Origin of the sequence: Saccharomonospora marina XMU15 (assembly GCF_000244955.1) — a bacterium.
GTDB lineage: Bacteria > Actinomycetota > Actinomycetes > Mycobacteriales > Pseudonocardiaceae > Saccharomonospora_A > Saccharomonospora_A marina.
The window spans coordinates 3,413,433-3,430,314 of sequence record NZ_CM001439.1 but is presented as its reverse complement, the minus strand read 5'-3'; the positions used below and the strand labels follow the sequence as shown (position 1 = coordinate 3,430,314).

The window sequence follows — 16,882 nt, the reverse complement described above, 5'->3', positions numbered from 1 at the left end:
CGCGAGCGACGTGGAGTCCAACCGGAAGCGGGACAGGCCGCGCCGGCTGCGCCCGTGGTCGGAACTGAGCACGGTGGAACGGTCGCTGTTCGTGCCGCAGTTGCTGGTGCAGCTTGCGGTGCGGGTCGGCGTGTTGCTGTTGACGCTGGAGTTCCTGCTGGTCGCCGGGCCGAGTATCGGGTTCCTCGGCGGCGACACCACCGGGCGGTCGGGGCAGGCCGTGGTGCGTTCGTGCGAGCCCGCCGGTGTGCCCTCGGCCGTGGGGCTGAGCTGGTACCACAGCTGCGAACTCCGAGTTCGCTGGCCGGACGGCGGCGGGGAAACCGTGCCGCTGGACACCGCTCGACTCGGCGCCGACGATGTCGGTCGAACAGTCGCCGTTGTGGAACGCGAGGGCGGCGACAAGTGGGGAACCGTCCGGCAGTACGTGGCACTGGCAGGGCCGTCGCCGCACGCGGCGCCGGCGGTGATCGCGTTCCTGTCGCTGGGCATGGTGGCGCTGCTGTTCCCGTACTGGTACCGGCTGGGTGATCGCGACGAACGAGCGCGGCGCCGGTTCCGGTCGCGGTTCAAGGCCAGGCCCGCGCTCGTGGTGGCGAGCGGCTACTGGCTGCTGTTCGCGGCGGGCGCGGGCTGGCCGGTTTCCCCACCGGTGCCGGGCCTGCCGGGTTGGGGAGCACTGACCTGGCCTCCCGTGCTGCTGCTGGTCACCGGTGTGCTCGTGCTCGGCACCGGGCTGTTCCTGGTGCGGTACCGCCAGTCGAAGGGCTACCCACCCGCCGACGTGCGGCCGCCCGCGCTCGGCAGGTTCGGCCGTGTCGTCGGCGGTGTGCTGCTGCTTGTCGTCTCCGCCGTCGCGGTGATCGAGTCCGCCGTGTCGCAGCAAGGAGGCTGGCCGGTGTGGCCGCTGCGGTGGTGCCTGCCGGTGCTGCTGCTTGCCACCGGCGCCCGGCTGCTGCTCCTGTGGTGGCGGGGGCGGTCGCTGCCCCGCCCGAGTTCGCGATCGAGGGAACCGGAGGAGCCCGCGCGTAGTCAGACGGCAGGCTGACCCGAAGACAGGAGCGCGAGCATGACCGAACAGCCCCAGTGGCTTGCCGATCTCCAACGCCGGGGCGAGGAGATGGTGCGGCAGTCGCGGCAGGCCCAGGAGGAACTGGCCGAACTGGCCGAGACGGCGGCTTCGGCGGACCGGATGGTGACCGTGACGGTGGGCGCGAACGGCGCGCTGCGGCAACTGACGATCGACGACCGCGCGATGCGCCGATCCGGGGCCGAACTCGCGGCGACGATCACGCAGCTGGCGGGCAGGGCGCAGGCGGCCGCGGCACGCAGGGCCGTGCGGGTGGTCGAGCCGTTCGCGGGCGAGGAGGGGATGGAGTTCCTCCGCAGCCAGTTGCCCCCGGAGGACGACGAGGACGGCGGTGCCGAGCAGGGCTCGGCTCGTGGCAGGGACCGCCGCGACGATGACGACGACCCACCGCAGAGCTTCCTGCGCCCGGCGCACTGACGACCGAGAACCGGGCACCGAGGACTGAGAACCGGGGAACACCGGGGAACAAGGACTGGGGAACAAGGACTGGGGACTGAGCACATGACAGGGAACGGATTCACGGTCGAGCCGGACGAACTCGACACACACGCTGCCTCGCTCGACGGCGTCGCCCAGCGGGTGCAGGCCGAGGGAGAGCGCGGCGGCGGGATCGACTTCGGCATCGACGCGTTCGGCATCGTCGGGCAGGCGTTCTCGACGCAGGCGCGGCAGACCTCGAGCGAGGCGGCCGAGCAGATCGCGGGCTACGCGCAGGACATCCGCGACCTCGGCACCGCTGTCAGGGCGGCGGGCCGAGCCTACGTGGAATCGGACAAGGGACACGCGGAGCCGTTCCGCGGCGGCGACGGGGGCTGACGATGGTCGATCTCGACAGTGCGGAGGCCAGGAGCAACACCAGCGGTGCGGGCATCATCGACACCGTTCGCTCCACCGGCGCCGCGATCCAGGACGAGGACTGGGGCGAGTTCGCCGCCAGCGCGGGTGTGCTCGCACTCGACGGGCTCGCCATGGTGGTCGACCCGGTCGGCACGCTGCTCGCGGCGGGTGTGGGCTGGTTGATCGAACACATCGAACCGTTGAAGGACGGGCTCGACAAGCTCGCAGGTGACCCCGCCGCCATCCAGCAGGGCGCGGACACCTGGTCCGACGTGCAGTCCGAGTTGAAGGCGATCGCCGCCGAGATCCCCGGGATCGTCGAACGTGACATCCCCACCTGGACCGGGCCCGCCGCCGACAAGTACCGAGCCCGCGCGCAGGACATGGCCGACGGTGTCGAGGCACTGGCCGAGAGCGCGGGCAACGCCGCCACCGTCGTCGCCACCGCGGGCACGATGGTCTCCACCTGCCGGGCGATCATCAGGGACATCGTCGCCGCGTTCATCGCGGAACTGATCAAAGGGGCGCTGGCCGCGCTGGCCACCTCGGTCGTCAGCTTCGGCGCCACCGTTGCGGGCTACATCTCCTACGCGGTGGGCCGGATCGGCATGAAGGTCGCCGAGATCGCGGCCAAGATCAGCAAGCTGCTGGCCAAACTGGGTAAGGCGGGCGCCCACCTGGCGAAGGTGCTGGACGACATCGCCCAGGTGGCCGCGAAGATCGGCAGCAAACTCGGCAAGCTCGGCTCCACCGTCGGCAAGGTGGCCCCCGGACCGGGCACCACGATCTCGGGTGTCGGTGAGGGCTTCGCGAGGGCGGGCTCCCGCCTGGACGACGTCGCGTCGTCGGTGGGCAGGGGCGCCGACCGTGTCACCGGCGTCGCCGACGACATCGGCGACTTCGCTGCGCGGACGGGTTCCAGGGCCGCTGACCAGGTCGCGAGCGGGCGTCACCTGATCGACAACGCCGACGACATCGGTGCGCGGGCCGGCGACTTCGTGCGCAACGGCCCGCTGTCCAACGGCCCGCTGCGCGAGTTCGGTGAGACCGCGGGACTGGTCAACGACGGCTTCAAACCCAACGCGGCAGGCATCGCCGCCCGCGGCGTCGCGTACGGCCCGCAGTACGAGGAGCAGAACGACACCGAGGACATCCGGGAAGGCAACACCGACTTCCGGCACGAGCAGCGGTGACGCGCGAGGCTCACGACACCGCCGGGTAGCGCGCGCTGACCCGGAAGCCCCCGTCCTCCGTCCGGCCGGTCTCGAACGTTCCGCCGAGCAGCCTCGCCCGCTCCGCGAGCCCGGCGAGGCCGAAGCCGCCACCGGACGGCAGTTCCTCACCGGGGTGGCTCGGCGCGGCGTTGCGGACCTCGACGCACAGCCCGTCCTGCGCACCGCGAACCGTCACGAACGCGGTCGCGCCGGGGGCGTGCTTGCGCACGTTCGTCAAACATTCCTGCACCGTGCGGTAGGCGGCGGCGGAGACCTCGGGCGGCAACTCCTCCGGCACCTGCTCGACGGTCAGCCGTACCGGCACATCCGTGCCGCCGACCAGGGTTTCGATGTCGCGCAGGTCGGGCCCGGGGCCGTCGTTCGCGCCGGAACGCAACACCCCGACCAGCGCGCGCAACTCTTCGAGGGTGTGCGTGCTGAGCTTGCGGATCGTGGCCGCCGTCGTGCGGACCTCCTCGTTGTTCTCGACCGACGCCAGTGCTCCTGCCTGCATCGCGATGAGCGTGATGTCGTGCGAGACGACGTCGTGCATCTCCCTGGCCAGCCGGGCCCGCTCCTCGGCACGCACCGCCTGCGCGTGCAGCTGGCGCTCGCGGTCGCGGCTGCGGGCAAGCTCGGCGAGCCTGGCCGAAAGCTCCGTCCGCGCGCCGATGAGCAACCCGATCGCGATGGGCATGCCCGCGACGATGATGCCGTAGATGGTGTCCAGGATGTGCTCACGCCAGCTCAGGTCGAAGAAGTCGGGCAGCGGCCACAGCACGAACCGGCACAGCCACACCAGGCCTGCGCCGACCCAGACCTGCCAGTGCGACTGCTTCTTGGCGGCGAGCGAGCCGAGCGCGATCATGGCCGCCAGCTGCGCCCAGCCCGCGAGGAAACCCGGCACGGTCGCCAGCACCACCGTGAACGGCAGCCACCGTCTGGCGACCAGGGCGACACAGCTGGCCGCGGAAAGGTACACCGAGTACGGCTCGGCCTGCTCCGGGATCACGAGCCAGACGTCCAGCACCGCGATCAGGATGGCGAGCGCGTCCACGGCAAGTCCGCGTACGGCGGGTCTGCGCCGGAGTGCGGTTTCTCGGGGCGCGGCGGTACCGGTGGGCCGCCGCGATCGGTCTCGTGCCATCGGGTCGGGGTCGCCGACCGACACCTCAGGGATGGAGATGCCCTCCGTGGTCATGGCTTGGACCTCTCGTCTCGTGGACTCGACCTGAGAGAGGTTTCAGCGACCACGGTGCGCCGCGCAAGACCGAAATGTGTGCGGATGCAACGAAACGCACCGCATTAGGCCAGACGTCGCAGCGTTACGGGCGAACCGATCCGGTCAGGCCCCCCAGTTTGCTCGCCGCCGCCCTGTCGAGCAGCCATAGTGTGCGGGAACGGCCCCTCGCGCCCGCGGCCGGAAGCCGCAGCTCGCTCGCGCCACCGAGCGCGAGAGCGACCGCGTCGGCCTTCGCCTCGCCCGCGGTCACCAGCCACACCTCGGCCGCGGCTCGGATGGCAGGGAAGGTGAGGGAGATCCTGGTGGGCGGCGGTTTCGGGGAGTCGCGCACGGCGACGACGCGACGCCGGTCCTCGCTGGCGGCCTGCGAGTCCGGGAAGATCGACGCGACGTGTCCCTCACCGCCGAGACCCAGCAGCAGCACGTCGAACGCGGGAACGTCGCCGTCCTCCGGCCCCGCGTTCGCCGCGAGAATCCCCGCGTAAGCAGCCGCCGCCGCGTCCGGGTCGTCACCGAACTCGCCGTCGGAAGGCGCCATCGGATGCACCCGCGCCGGGTCGACACCGACGTGGTCGAGCAGTGCCTCGCGGGCCTGCTTGTCGTTGCGCTCGTCGTCGCCTGCGGGCACGAACCGCTCATCGCCCCAGTAGACGTCGAGCCGGGACCAGTCGATCGCGTCTTTGGCGGGGCTTTGCCGCAACTGTTCCAGTATGGCGATCCCGGTGCCGCCTCCGGTGAGCACCACCGACGCCGAACCCCTGGCCGCCTGCGCATCGGTCAGCCGGGTCACCAGCCGTGCGGCGCATGCCGCGGTGAGAATGTCCTCGTCGTCGTGGACGACGACGTCGTTCGCGCTCATACCTTCGCCTTCCGCCCCGCCCGGCCGGTGGTCGACGAGGCAGGCTTGCGCTTTGGCTGCGACAACTTGGCCAACCCGCGCAGCGCCGCCTCGTACACCTCGTCCGGGTCCAGCCTGCGTAGTTCCTCGATCAGGCATTCCCTGGTGTCGCGGCGCTGTAACGCGATCCGGCGCGGGGGCTGCAGCGGCTGGGTGAGCGTGCCCGTCTTGCCGTCCGGGCGGTGCAGCTCGACGGCGCCGGAGCGCCGGTCGAGTCGCACCGACACGATGCCCTGCGCCGAGGTGCTCTTCACCCGGGTGACCGGCACGTTCAGGTACTCGGCCAGCCATCCCGCCAGCAACTCGGTCGACGGCGAGTCGCCCTCACCGGTGACGCTCGCGCCGGTGATCCGCTCGAACGGCGGCAGGTCCAAAGCGGACACCAGTTGCGCGCGCCAGTTCGTCAACCGGGTCCACGCCAGGTCCGTATCACCGTCCTGATAGGACTTCGCCCTGGTGCGCAGGCTCCGGATCGGGTTCTTCTCCGCGGCGGAGTCGGTGATCCGTCGCTGCGCGAGCTGGCCGATCGGGTCACTCGCAGGCGCCTTCGGGCCCGCGAACGGCCACCACGCCACGATCGGCGCGTCAGGCAGCAGCAACGGCACCACCGCGCTGCGTGCCTGGCCGACCAGCGGGCCGTACAGTCGCAGCACGACCACCTCGCTGGCCCCGGCGTCGCCGCCGACCCGGATCTGCCCGTCGATGCGTGCGGCCGCCGTGCGAGCGCCCCTCGCCACGACGATCACCCGGGACGGGTGCTCCCTGCTCGCCTCGTTGGCGGCGTCGATGGCGTCCTCCAACTGGTCGTCGTCCTCGGCGACGATCACCAGTGTCAGTACCCGGCCGAGCGCCACCGCGCCACCGCGTTCCCTGATCTCGACAAGCTTCTTGTTCAGCTGCGAAGTCGTCGTGGAAGGCAGGTCGATGATCACGGTCGCCTCCGGTGTTTTGCGGGGCACCCGCACCCGGTCGGCGTCCGTGATCCTTGCGGGCGATTGTCGATCACGGCCGCCTGCGGTGTCTTGCGGGGCACCCGCACCCGGTCGGCGTCCGTGATCGGTGGGGGTGGGGAAGTGTCGATCACGGCCGCCTGCGGTGTCTTGCGGGGCACCCGCACCCGGTCGGCGTCCGTGATCGGTGGGGGTGGGGAAGTGTCGATCACGGCCGCCTCCAGTGCCTGCCGCTGCGGCTCAGCAGCGCCTCCGCCGACGGCGGACCCCACGAGCCCGGCTCGTACGGCTCAGGGGTGCCCTGCTTGGCCCAGTGCTCCAGGATCGGGTCGAGTATCCGCCAGGACAGCTCCACCTCCTCGTTTGCGGGAAACAGCGAGGGCTCGCCCAGCAGCACGTCCAGGATCAGCCGCTCGTAGGCCTCGGGGGAGGTCTCGGTGAACGCGTGGCCGTACCCGAAATCCATGGTGACGTCGCGGACCTCCATCGTCGTCCCAGGCACCTTCGAGCCGAACCGCATCGTCACACCCTCGTCCGGCTGTACCCGGATCACCAGCGCGTTCTGGCCCAGTTCCTCGGTCGAGGTGGTGTCGAACGGCAGGTGCGGCGCCCGCTTGAACATCACGGCCACCTCGGTGACCCTGCGCCCGAGCCGCTTGCCGGTGCGCACGTAGAACGGCACCCCGGCCCAGCGTCGGTTACGCACCTCCAGCGTCACCGCCGCGTACGTCTCGGTGGTGGAATCCTTGGAGAATCCGGGTTCCTGCAGCAGCCCCGGCACCTTCTTGCCGCCCTGCCAGCCGCCCGCGTACTGACCGCGCGCCGTCGTCTCGTCGAGGGGCCCCACCGGCTTGGTCGCGCCGAGCACCTTCACCTTCTCCGTCCGCAGCGCCCTAGGCTCGAACGAGACCGGCTCCTCCATCGCGGTGAGCGCGAGCAACTGCAACAGGTGGTTCTGGATGACGTCGCGAGCCGCCCCGATCCCCTCGTAGTAGCCCGCACGACCGCCGAGGCCGATGTCCTCGGCCATCGTGATCTGCACGTGGTCGACGTAGTTGGAGTTCCAGATCGGCTCGAACAGCTGGTTGGCGAACCGCAGCGCCAGGATGTTCTGCACCGTCTCCTTGCCGAGGTAGTGGTCGATGCGAAACACCGACTCCTCGGGGAACACCTCGTTGACGATCGCGTTGAGTTCCTTGGCGCTGGCCAGATCGTGCCCGAACGGCTTCTCGATGACCACCCTGCGCCACACGTCCGCGCTGGACTGTGCGAGGCCGCACCGTGCCAGCTGCTTGGTCACCACCGGAAACGCCCACGGCGGGATGGACAGGTAGAACGCCGTGTTACCGCCGGTGCCGCGCTCCTCGGACAGCTCCTGAACCGTTCGCGCGAGCCGGTCGAAGGCGTCGTCGTCGTCGAAGGAACCCTGCACGAACCGGATGCCCTCCGCCAACCGGTTCCACACCGACTCCCGGAACGGGGTGCGGGCGTACTCGGCGACGGCGTCGTGCACCTGCTGCCCGAAGTCCTGGTCGGCCCAGTCGCGGCGAGCGAAACCGATCAGCGAGAACCCGGCGGGCAGCAGACCCCGGTGGGCGAGGTCGTAGATCGCGGGCATCAGCTTCTTGCGGGAGAGGTCGCCGGTGACGCCGAAGATCACCAGGCTGGACGGCCCGGCGATCCTCGGCAGCCGCTTGTCCCTGGGATCGCGAAGCGGGTTGGCGCTACCCTGCCTCATTCGTTCAGCTCCTGTACCGCGCGGACCACCTCGGCCAGCCCGGCCGCTCGATCGGTGAGGTGCAGCCGCAGCACCGGCCTGCCGGTCTCCGCCAGCACCTGGCCGTCCCCCAGAGCCTGCGCCAGTTGCAGCACACCCAGGCTGTACGGCCGGTCCGGCACGTCGATGTCGTCCTCCACGTTCCCGGTCAGCTGCAGGAACACGCCGTTGGGGTGGCCGCCCTTGTGGTACTGCCCGGTGGAGTGCAGGAAGCGCGGCCCCCAACCGAAGGTGACCTGCGACCCGGTACGTCTTGCCAGCTCCGCGCGCAGCACCGCGGCGGACGCGTCGGTGATGCGGTCCAGATAGGCCTGCACCGACACGTAACCACGGCCGGCGGCGGACGCGGCGTCCACGAACCTCCGCAGTACGTCGGCGAGCCCGCCCTCCGCGGGACTACCCTCGGGCGCGTACACCTCCACGGGACCGACGACCTTCGTCGGTTCCGCCGTGGCCGCCGGCGCATCAGGGTGGTCCAGCAGCGCGCGGGCCGCCCGCTTGGCGGCCTCGACGTCGGGCTGGTCGAACGGGTTGATGCCCAGCAGCCTGCCCGCCGTCGCCACGGCGTACTCCCACAGCAACAGTTGCGCGCCGAGCGGTCCCGACACCGCGATCGCGGCGCCGGGCACGGCCTCCCCGACCGCCACCGCGGTGGCATCGCCCCCGGCGTCGGCGAAGCCGGGGGCGTCCGGGCCCTCCGCCACGACCGGCAGCAGTCCGGTGCCCTGCTTGCCGGTGGACTCGGCGATGAGTTGCTCGGCCCAGTCACCGAAGCCGACGATGCCGGAGCCGCTGTCGGCGAGCACCACCTTCTCGGCACCGCCCGCGTGGGCGGCGCCGAGCGCGGCGGCCAACCGCAGCGCGGGGTTGTCGGCCGAGTCGGCGCCGAGCGCGGGTGCCACCCCGGCTGCCTGGTCCAGCAGCCGAGCCACGTCGGCCCCCGCCAGCCCGGCGGGCACCAGCCCGAACGCGGTCAGCGCGGAGTAGCGGCCACCCACGTTGGGGTCGGCGAGAAACACCTTGCGGTAACCCTGTGCCCGCGCCAGCTCGGCCAGCGGCGACCCCGGGTCGGTCACCACCACGAACCTGCTCGCCGCGTCGATGCCCGTGTCGGCGAACGCCTTGGCGAAGATCCGCCGGTGGCTGTCGGTCTCGACCGTCGTGCCGGATTTCGACGACACCACCACCACCGTGCGCTCCAGGTCGCCGGCGAGCGCGTCGGCGACCTGATCCGGATCGGTGGTGTCGAGCACCGTCAGCGAGACGCCCTCGGTGTTGGTGATCACTTCCGGTGCCAGCGACGAGCCGCCCATGCCCGCGAGCACCACGCGGTCGATACCGTCGGACCGCAACTGCGCCCGCAGTGTCTCGATCTCACCGATCAAGGGGCGCGACGTCTTGTGCAGCGTGGTCCACGACAGCCGGATCGCGGCCTCCGGTTCCGCGTCGGCGCCCCACAGCGTCGCGTCGCCGTCGGTGAGCCTGCTCGCCACCCGGTCTTCGACCAGCGACTCCAGCAGCGGGACGGCCGCGGACCACAACCCGGCGTCGCGAACCGTCACCTCCGTCTGCTCCGTGGCCATCCGGGGCTCAGCCCTTCGCCTTGGCGAGCTGGTCGTTCACGGTGTCCAGCAATTCGGTCCAGGACTTGTCGAACTTCTCCACGCCCTCGTTCTCCAGGGTGAGGAACACGTCGCTGATGTCGATGCCGGCGGCGGCCAGTCGGTCGAAGGCCTGCTGCGCCTGTCCCGCCGTGCCGCTGACCTTGTCGCCCTCGATCCGGGCGTGGTCGGCCACCGCCTCCAGTGTCTTCTCCGGCATGGTGTTGACGGTGCCCGCCACCACCAACTCGTCGACGTAGCGGGTGTCGGAGTAGTCGGGGTTCTTCACCCCCGTCGACGCCCACAGCGGTCGCTGCGGGTCGGCTCCCGCCTCCCGCAACTGCTGCCAGCGCGGCGAGGCGAACAGTTCCTCGTAGGCGGCGTAGGCCAGCCGGGCGTTGGCGATCGCGGCCTCACCGCGCAGCGCCAGCGCCTCGTCCGTGCCGATCGCCTCGAGCCGCTTGTCCACCTCGGTGTCCACTCGCGACACGAAGAACGAGGCGACCGACTGGATCGACCTCAGCTCGTGACCGCTGGCCTTTGCCTGCTCCAGCCCGGCGAAGAAGGCGTCGATCACCGCGCGGTAGCGCTCGACGGAGAAGATCAGCGTGACGTTGACACTGATTCCCTCGGCAAGCGTCCTGGTGATCGCGGGCAGTCCCTGCTCGGTCGCCGGGATCTTGACGAAGATGTTGGGCCGGTCCACCGCCTTCCACAGGTCGGCGGCCTCGGCCACGGTCTTGTCGGTGTCCCTCGCCAGGCCGGGGTCCACCTCGATGGACACCCGGCCGTCCTTGCCGCCGGTGCCGGTGTAGACGTCGCGCAGCAGGTCGGCCGCGTTGCGAACGTCGGTGGTGGTGAGTTCGCGCACCGCCTCGTGCACGTCGGCGCCGTGCTGGGCAAGCGCCCGCACCTGCTCGTCGTAGGACTCACCGTGCGAGACGGCGTTGGCGAAGATGGTGGGGTTCGTCGTCACGCCCACCACGTGCTTGTCCCTGACCAACTCGGCCAGATTGCCCGACTCCAGTCGCTGCCTCGACAGATCGTCGAGCCAGATCGACACCCCTGCCTGCGAGAGCTGGGCCAGCCTGTCGGTGTTGCCCATCGCTTTCATCCCCTTATGTGTCGGTGTAGTCGTCGGCGGCTGTCAGCCGATCCGGGCCAGCGACCGGCGCGCGGCCGCCACCACCGCCTCGGCGGTGATCCCGAACTCGCGGAACAGCGTCGCGTAGTCGGCCGAGGCGCCGAAGTGCTCGATGGAAACGACCTCGCCAGCGTCCCCGACGAACCGGTGCCACGGCTGCGCCACGCCCGCCTCGACCGCCACCCTGGCCCGGACCGTGGGTGGGATCACCGCGTCGCGGTAGCTTGCGTCCTGCTGGTCGAACCATTCCACGCACGGCATCGAGACCACACTGGCGGCAACGCCGTCGGCCTGCAGTGTCTTCCTGGCCTGCAGCGCGAGCTGTACCTCGGAACCGGTGGCGATCAGCACCACCTCCGGTGTGCCGCCGTCGGCCTCGGCGAGCACGTAACCGCCCCGTGCCACCCCTTCGGCCGAGGTGCCTTCGAGCACCGGGACGTTCTGCCTGGTCAGCGCCAGCCCGGTGGGGGCGTGCACGTCCTGCAGCGCGGCCTTCCACGCTGCGGCGGTCTCGTTGGCGTCGGCGGGGCGGACCACGTTCAGCCCCGGGATCGCGCGCAGCGCGGCCAATTGCTCGATCGGCTGGTGGGTGGGCCCGTCCTCGCCGAGTCCGATCGAGTCGTGGGTCCACACGTAGATGACCGGGGCCTTCATCAGCGCGGCCAGCCGCACCGAGGGCCGCATGTAGTCGCTGAAGATCAGGAAGGTGCCGCCGTAGGGGCGGGTGCCACCGTGCAGCGCGATGCCGTTGAGGATGGCGCCCATCGCGTGCTCGCGGACACCGAAGTGCAGGTTGCGTCCGTATGGGCTGGTGCGGAACATCGTCGTGCTCGCGGCGGCGGGACCGAACGAGTCAGAGCCCTTGATGAGGGTGTTGTTGCTCTCCGCGAGGTCGGCCGAGCCGCCCCACAGCTCGGGAAGTTCGTCGCCGATGGCGTTGAGCACCTCGCCGGAGGCCTTCCTGGTTGCGATGCCCTTGGCGTCGGGCTCCCAGGTGGGCAGCTTCTGCTCCCACCCCTGCGGCAGCGTGCGGGTGCGCAGCCGGTCGGCCAGTTCCTTGCGGCGAGGGTTGGCGCGGGCCCACGCGTCGAACCGCTCCTGCCACTGCGCGCGCTCGGTCTTGGCGCGATCGACGATCGCGCGGGTGTGCGCCAGCACCTCGTCGGCGACCTGGAAGCTCTGTGCCGGGTCGAAGCCCAGTGCCTGCTTGACACCGGCCACCTCGTCGGCCCCGAGCGCGGCGCCGTGTGCCTTGCCGGTGTTCATCTTGGTCGGCGCGGGATAGCCGATCACGGTGCGAAGCAGGATGAACGACGGCCTCTTGGTCTCGGCCTTGGCGGCAGCGACGGCCTGCTCGAAGGCCGCGACGTCCTCGCCGCCCTCGACCACCTGCACGTGCCAGCCGTAGGCCTCGTAGCGCTTGGCGGTGTCCTCCGACAGCGCGATGCTGGTGTCGTCCTCGATGGAGATCTTGTTGTCGTCGTAGACGACGACCAGGTTGCCCAGCTCCTGCCTGCCAGCCAGCGACGACGCCTCGGCGGTGACGCCCTCCTCGATGTCACCGTCGGAGGCGATCACGTAGACGTGGTGGTCGAACACGCTTTGGCCGTCCGGGGCCTCGGGGTCGAGCAGCCCGCGTTCGCGCCTGGCCGCCATCGCCATCCCGACCGCGTTCGCCAGGCCCTGTCCCAACGGACCCGTCGTGGTTTCGACACCGGGAGTGTGCCGGTACTCCGGGTGGCCGGGGGTCTTGGAGCCCCACTTGCGCAGCTGCCGCAGATCCTGCAACTCCAGCCCGTACCCGGCGAGGAAGAGCTGGATGTAGAGGGTCAGGCTGCTGTGGCCCGCGGAGAGCACGAACCGGTCGCGTGCGGGCCACTCGGGGTCGGTGGGATCGTGCCGCATGATGCGCTGGAACAGCGAGTAGGCGACGGGTGCCAGGCTCATCGCGGCGCCGGGGTGACCGCTGCCGCAGTGCTCGACCGCGTCGGCGGCGAGCACCCTGACCGTGTCCACCGCGCGAGTGTCCAGTTCCGTCCAGTCGGCCGGGTAGTTCCGGCGCAGCAGTGGGTTGTTCTCGGTGGTGGGGTTCTCCGACACTGACCTCGGCTCCTGACTCTTACGAGTGATCGCTGTACCCGGCTACCCGCATGTCGTGCTCGCCACCCGATCTTAATCGATCCCGAAGGGGGCGCCGGCGCCCCTTCCCATCACGGACGGGGTGGCTCAACATGACGGGTCGCCGCCAGAGTAGACGACCGGGTAGCCGGGGTCAGCGATCGTCCGGCATGCCCGGATAGGTCAGCAGCCACTCCGCCAGCGCCCGCACCGCCCTCCCGGTGTCGCGCACGGCGCGCTCGTCGTGGCAGGGGGAGTCGGCCAGTCTGGCGAGCAGCTCGATGCCCCGGTGTGCCCTCGACCGCAACTCGCGCTCGGCCGCGGCGCTCGGGGCCTCACCGGCGTCGAGCTGCTCGATCGCGGTCTGCTCGGCGACAGGCTCGGCAACAGGCCCGGCGGCGGTGTCGGCAAGGGTTTCGGGAGTGGCGTCGGCAGCGGTGCGGACATGGTGACGGCCGGGCACGGTCGCCGGAGGCCATCCGGCGGGGCGGGAGCACTCCAGGATGCCGCGACCCTCGGCGGCGATGTCGCGGGTCGCTTCGCCGCCTAGCTCGCACACCCGGCCGAACAGCTCGGCCAGCGCCTCCCACTGGGCCCGGGACAGCGTGGTGTGTCCGGCACGCGGGTCGGCGAGGTAACGCGGTACCGCCTCGACGACGCGGCCGTCCAGTTCCGCCGCGCGCGCGAGGAAGTCGGAGCCGAGCCAGCACACCGCGCGGCCGAGGGCACGCAGCTGCTCGGCGGGCAGTTGCCCGTCGTCCTGTTGCGTCATGAGATCGGCGACGACCGCGCCGAGCCCGCGATTCACCTCGGCGGCACGGGTCAGCAGTTCCCGATCGCGACGGATCATGCGACCTCCCTGTTCGCCCGTCACCGACCGGGCCGGCGCCCTCCTCGTGCGTCGGCCCGGCCGGCTGTCCGCGCCCGCCAAAGTTGCGCGCAAATTTAGCATGGATGCGCGCAACTACTGGTTGGTTGCACACTAATGAGCGATCGCGGCGAAAATGCGGTCGGACCGGCTTTGATCTTGGATCGAGGTTGCTCGCCCATACCCCTCAGACTCGGAGGAACGATGAAGGTGACCTACCTCGGCTCAACCTCGACCGTCGGTCAGTGCCCGACCGTGTATGCCACCGACCGGGGCACCATTCTGATCCAGGGGGACATCGTGACCGACGCGGAGGCGCTCGCCGAGTTGCGCAGGCACGGCAACGGCATCCCGGCGCACGAGACCGTGGTGGAGGTCCCGGTCGAGCTGATGCGATTCGTCCCGGCGCCCCAGTTGGCGGCCGACTGATGCCGCCGCCGCTGGTCACCGGCAAGGCATGGGCCGAGCTGTTCACCCGATACCGGCGCTGCGCGTGGCGCTACGAGTGCCAGGGCGAGTATCGCGAGCCGTACGAGACCGAGCCGCTGCGCAGGTTCCTCGCGGGAGAGCCCTACGACCTGGAGTACATGCGGCCCTGGCTGGACAGCATCCGGCGGGCGGTGGCGCATGGCAAGAGCGTCGCCAGGGTGCGCGTACTCACCCTGCCGCTGACCGACTACCTGCGCTTCGAGATGAGCGTGGCGCAGCTGAACGCGGCGGCGGGCGAGGACATCCGGGTCATCGACGCCGAGAGCGCCGAGCGGTTGCGACTCGGTGACCGGGACTTCTGGATATTCGACGACGACACGGTCGCGCTCATGCATTTCGGCACGCGCGGCTTCGAAGGTGCGACCATCGAGTCCGAGCCGGAGGCGACCGCGCCCTACCGGCTCATCCGCGACCGGGCGTGGCGGCATGCCCGGCCGTTTTACGACCATCCGGCGCTAGCGCGCAGCTGAGGAGCCCGTGACCAGCTTCGAGCACAGGAAGTCCGCATTCGGCGACAGCCTTCGCCAGCTCCGAGGTGGGCTGAGCGCGAAGGCTGTCGCCGCGGGCGCCGGCTGGCCTGCGCACAAGCAGTCGAAGATCGAGAACGGCAGGCAACTGCCCACTGCCGAGGAACTCGACCTGCTGCTGCGGCTGCTCGACGTTCCCGCCACGACGGCGGCACGGCTGCGCAACGAGCGCGCCGCGATCGAGGACGAGCGGGTGGTGTGGAGGCAGCGGGTGCGAGCGGGCTACCGCGCGCGGCAGGACGAGGCGCTGGCCATCGAGACGTCGGCCACGACCATCAGGGCGGTCGAGCTCAGCGTCGTTCCCGGGCTGCTGCAGACCGCCGACTACGCGCACGCCGTGTTGAGCACCGCACGCGAACTGCACGGCGGCACCGACGATCTCACCGAGGCCGTCCGGGTCCGGATGCGCCGCCAGCACGTGCTCTACGAGCCGGGCCGAACGCTGGAGTTCCTGCTCGCCGAGTCCGCGTTGTGGCACCCGGTGGCGCCACCGGGAGTGATGGCGGCGCAGTTGCACCGGCTGCTGGCCACGATCGGCGTTCCGAACCTGCGGCTGGGTATCCTGCCCGCCCGCGCCCGGCTGCCGGTCGTGCCGCTGCACGGGTTCTGGATCCTCGACGAGGTGGTGCTCGTCGAGGACCTCAGTGGCGAACGTCGCATCACCGATCCACGCGAGGTCGACACCTACCGCGCCGCCGTCGAGCGGCTGTGGGAAGTCGCCGCCGAAGGGCGGCGGGCACGCGAGATCCTGGCCCGCATCGAGTACTGAACCGCACGTCGGGGCAGGTCGACGGCCCTGCCGTGGGGCGGCGCCCCGAGGGGGAGCGCGACGCGAAGTCGGGTGCGGTCGCGGCGGGCCGACCCCGCAGGATGCCGGCGCACGTTCACGGGGAACCTCTACTACGATCTGTCAAGGTGCCGCGTTCACGTGGCGGGGCACCGGCAGTTCTGACGCAGGGAGCGAGATGTCGTTGGTGGCGCACGGGCGCGGGGACCAGGTCGGCGACCGGGTCGGCGCCGTGCAACCCGCTGCTGGAACGGCCGAGGCAGGCGGGTCGGGCAAGCAGGGCGGACGGGACGGGCAGGACCGGCAGCACCGGCACGGCCTCCGGGCGGTGGTCGGCGCCTACGCCGCGCTCGCCAAGCCACGAGTGATCGAGCTGCTGTTGGTCACCACGATCCCCGCGATGTTCCTCGCGGGCAGGGAGATCCCGTCGCCGTGGCTGGTACTGGCCACCCTTGTCGGCGGAACCATGGCCGCGGGCAGTGCGAACGCGCTGAACTGCGTGATCGATGCCGACATCGACAAGGTGATGCACCGTACGCGGCGGCGGCCGCTGGTGCGCGACTCCGTGCCGCCGCGAAACGCCCTGATCTTCGGACTCTCCCTCGGTGTGGCGTCGTTCGCGGTGCTGTACCTGGCCGTCAACCTGCTCGCCGCCGTGCTGGCCGTCGCCACGATCGGCTTCTACATCTTCGTCTACACGCTGCTGCTGAAGCGCCGCACACCGCAGAACGTGGTCTGGGGCGGCGCCGCGGGCTGCATGCCCGTCATCATCGGCTGGGCGGCCGTGCAGGGCACCGTGGAATGGCCCGCGTTCGTGATGTTCGGTGTGATCTTCTTCTGGACCCCGCCGCACACCTGGGCACTGGCGATGAAGTACCGCGAGGACTACCAGCGCGCCGGTGTGCCGATGTTGCCCGTCGTGGCAACGCCCAAGCACGTGGCGAAGCAGATCGTCGTGTACTCCTGGGTGATGGTGGGCTGGACACTGCTGCTCGCACCGGCCACCAGCTGGCTCTACGCGGCTTTCGCCGCGCTGGCGGGGGCGTGGTTCTTGTTCTACGCCCACCGGCTGTACGCCGCGGCGGGCAAGGGCGAGCCGACCAAGCCGATGGCACTGTTCCACCGCTCCAACACCTACCTGATGATCGTGTTCGTCGCGCTGGCAGCCGACGCCGCGATCGGGCTGCCCGTGCTCGGTCTGCCCTTCTGACACCTTCCGACACCGAGGCACCCGTAGGGCACCGGTAGGGCACCGGAGGGGAATTCCCGGGGCGGGGCGATCGTTGTTCGTCGGTCAGGCGAATGCATCCGACACCGAACGACTCGAAACGACTCGAAA

General features: G+C 70.6%; 16 protein-coding genes. 8 read left to right on the top strand and 8 right to left on the bottom strand.

What is annotated here, in order from left to right; all coding sequences use genetic code 11:
* Positions 1 to 10 precede the first annotated feature (10 nt).
* From SACMADRAFT_RS16160 to SACMADRAFT_RS16145, 4 genes are all read left to right on the top strand, one after another.
* Entirely contained in the window at positions 11 to 1,048 is a 1,038-nt protein-coding gene (locus SACMADRAFT_RS16160; RefSeq protein WP_009154907.1) for a DUF6346 domain-containing protein, read from the top strand.
* A gap of 21 nt (positions 1,049 to 1,069) precedes the next feature.
* Entirely contained in the window at positions 1,070 to 1,507 is a 438-nt protein-coding gene (locus tag SACMADRAFT_RS16155) for a YbaB/EbfC family nucleoid-associated protein (protein WP_009154906.1), read from the top strand.
* Between the two features lie 84 nt (positions 1,508 to 1,591).
* Positions 1,592 to 1,906, top strand: a complete 315-nt coding sequence (locus SACMADRAFT_RS16150; RefSeq protein ID WP_009154905.1) for a type VII secretion target — start codon at positions 1,592 to 1,594, stop codon at positions 1,904 to 1,906.
* 2 nt (positions 1,907 to 1,908) lie between these two features.
* Positions 1,909 to 3,120, top strand: a complete 1,212-nt coding sequence (locus SACMADRAFT_RS16145; RefSeq protein ID WP_009154904.1) for a WXG100 family type VII secretion target — start codon at positions 1,909 to 1,911, stop codon at positions 3,118 to 3,120.
* A gap of 10 nt (positions 3,121 to 3,130) precedes the next feature.
* Here the strand turns inward: SACMADRAFT_RS16145 and SACMADRAFT_RS16140 are convergent, their stop codons facing one another.
* The 8 genes from SACMADRAFT_RS16140 to SACMADRAFT_RS30430 form a co-directional block, all read right to left on the bottom strand.
* Positions 3,131 to 4,342: a sensor histidine kinase gene (locus tag SACMADRAFT_RS16140; RefSeq protein WP_009154903.1), complete on the bottom strand. Its 1,212-nt coding sequence runs from the start codon at positions 4,340 to 4,342 to the stop codon at positions 3,131 to 3,133.
* Positions 4,343 to 4,466: 124 nt separating this feature from the next.
* On the bottom strand, positions 4,467 to 5,243 hold the full coding sequence (gene pgl, locus SACMADRAFT_RS16135) for a 6-phosphogluconolactonase (RefSeq protein WP_009154902.1): 777 nt from the start codon (positions 5,241 to 5,243) through the stop codon (positions 4,467 to 4,469).
* Positions 5,240 to 6,214 (bottom strand): glucose-6-phosphate dehydrogenase assembly protein OpcA, encoded by a 975-nt coding sequence (gene opcA / locus SACMADRAFT_RS16130; RefSeq protein WP_009154901.1) that lies wholly within the window; start codon positions 6,212 to 6,214, stop codon positions 5,240 to 5,242. The genes pgl and opcA overlap by 4 nt, the downstream gene beginning before the upstream one ends.
* Before the next feature lie 226 nt (positions 6,215 to 6,440).
* Complete coding sequence (gene zwf, locus SACMADRAFT_RS16125) at positions 6,441 to 7,970, bottom strand: glucose-6-phosphate dehydrogenase (RefSeq protein WP_009154899.1); 1,530 nt, start codon at positions 7,968 to 7,970, stop codon at positions 6,441 to 6,443.
* Positions 7,967 to 9,592 (bottom strand): glucose-6-phosphate isomerase, encoded by a 1,626-nt coding sequence (locus tag SACMADRAFT_RS16120; protein ID WP_009154898.1) that lies wholly within the window; start codon positions 9,590 to 9,592, stop codon positions 7,967 to 7,969. The genes zwf and SACMADRAFT_RS16120 overlap by 4 nt, the downstream gene beginning before the upstream one ends.
* 7 nt (positions 9,593 to 9,599) lie before the next feature.
* A complete protein-coding gene (gene tal / locus SACMADRAFT_RS16115; protein ID WP_009154897.1) occupies positions 9,600 to 10,715 on the bottom strand; it encodes a transaldolase in 1,116 nt (371 codons plus the stop codon).
* Positions 10,716 to 10,757: 42 nt separating this feature from the next.
* Positions 10,758 to 12,854 (bottom strand): transketolase, encoded by a 2,097-nt coding sequence (tkt, locus tag SACMADRAFT_RS16110; protein ID WP_009154896.1) that lies wholly within the window; start codon positions 12,852 to 12,854, stop codon positions 10,758 to 10,760.
* A gap of 172 nt (positions 12,855 to 13,026) precedes the next feature.
* Complete coding sequence (locus SACMADRAFT_RS30430; RefSeq protein WP_009154895.1) at positions 13,027 to 13,722, bottom strand: hypothetical protein; 696 nt, start codon at positions 13,720 to 13,722, stop codon at positions 13,027 to 13,029.
* Between the two features lie 222 nt (positions 13,723 to 13,944).
* Here SACMADRAFT_RS30430 and SACMADRAFT_RS16100 point away from each other — a divergent pair, with 222 nt between their 5' ends.
* From SACMADRAFT_RS16100 to SACMADRAFT_RS16085, 4 genes are all read left to right on the top strand, one after another.
* Entirely contained in the window at positions 13,945 to 14,169 is a 225-nt protein-coding gene (locus SACMADRAFT_RS16100; RefSeq protein WP_009154894.1) for a hypothetical protein, read from the top strand.
* Positions 14,169 to 14,699 (top strand): DUF6879 family protein, encoded by a 531-nt coding sequence (locus tag SACMADRAFT_RS16095; protein WP_009154893.1) that lies wholly within the window; start codon positions 14,169 to 14,171, stop codon positions 14,697 to 14,699. Before SACMADRAFT_RS16100 ends, SACMADRAFT_RS16095 begins: the two co-directional genes overlap by 1 nt.
* 7 nt (positions 14,700 to 14,706) lie before the next feature.
* Positions 14,707 to 15,525 (top strand): DUF5753 domain-containing protein, encoded by an 819-nt coding sequence (locus SACMADRAFT_RS16090; RefSeq protein WP_009154892.1) that lies wholly within the window; start codon positions 14,707 to 14,709, stop codon positions 15,523 to 15,525.
* 196 nt (positions 15,526 to 15,721) lie between these two features.
* Positions 15,722 to 16,753: a heme o synthase gene (locus SACMADRAFT_RS16085; RefSeq protein WP_009154891.1), complete on the top strand. Its 1,032-nt coding sequence runs from the start codon at positions 15,722 to 15,724 to the stop codon at positions 16,751 to 16,753.
* The last annotated feature ends 129 nt before the right edge of the window (positions 16,754 to 16,882 follow it).

Coding starts and splice junctions, on each gene's coding strand:
- pgl (WP_009154902.1), bottom strand. CDS start 5,243: ATGAGCGCGAACGACGTCGTCGTCCACGACGACGAGGACATTCTCACC.
- SACMADRAFT_RS16140 (WP_009154903.1), bottom strand. CDS start 4,342: ATGACCACGGAGGGCATCTCCATCCCTGAGGTGTCGGTCGGCGACCCC.
- tal (WP_009154897.1), bottom strand. CDS start 10,715: ATGGGCAACACCGACAGGCTGGCCCAGCTCTCGCAGGCAGGGGTGTCG.
- SACMADRAFT_RS16120 (WP_009154898.1), bottom strand. CDS start 9,592: ATGGCCACGGAGCAGACGGAGGTGACGGTTCGCGACGCCGGGTTGTGG.
- zwf (WP_009154899.1), bottom strand. CDS start 7,970: ATGAGGCAGGGTAGCGCCAACCCGCTTCGCGATCCCAGGGACAAGCGG.
- SACMADRAFT_RS16155 (WP_009154906.1), top strand. CDS start 1,070: ATGACCGAACAGCCCCAGTGGCTTGCCGATCTCCAACGCCGGGGCGAG.
- SACMADRAFT_RS16100 (WP_009154894.1), top strand. CDS start 13,945: ATGAAGGTGACCTACCTCGGCTCAACCTCGACCGTCGGTCAGTGCCCG.
- SACMADRAFT_RS16150 (WP_009154905.1), top strand. CDS start 1,592: ATGACAGGGAACGGATTCACGGTCGAGCCGGACGAACTCGACACACAC.
- SACMADRAFT_RS16095 (WP_009154893.1), top strand. CDS start 14,169: ATGCCGCCGCCGCTGGTCACCGGCAAGGCATGGGCCGAGCTGTTCACC.
- SACMADRAFT_RS16085 (WP_009154891.1), top strand. CDS start 15,722: ATGTCGTTGGTGGCGCACGGGCGCGGGGACCAGGTCGGCGACCGGGTC.
- SACMADRAFT_RS16145 (WP_009154904.1), top strand. CDS start 1,909: ATGGTCGATCTCGACAGTGCGGAGGCCAGGAGCAACACCAGCGGTGCG.
- SACMADRAFT_RS30430 (WP_009154895.1), bottom strand. CDS start 13,722: ATGATCCGTCGCGATCGGGAACTGCTGACCCGTGCCGCCGAGGTGAAT.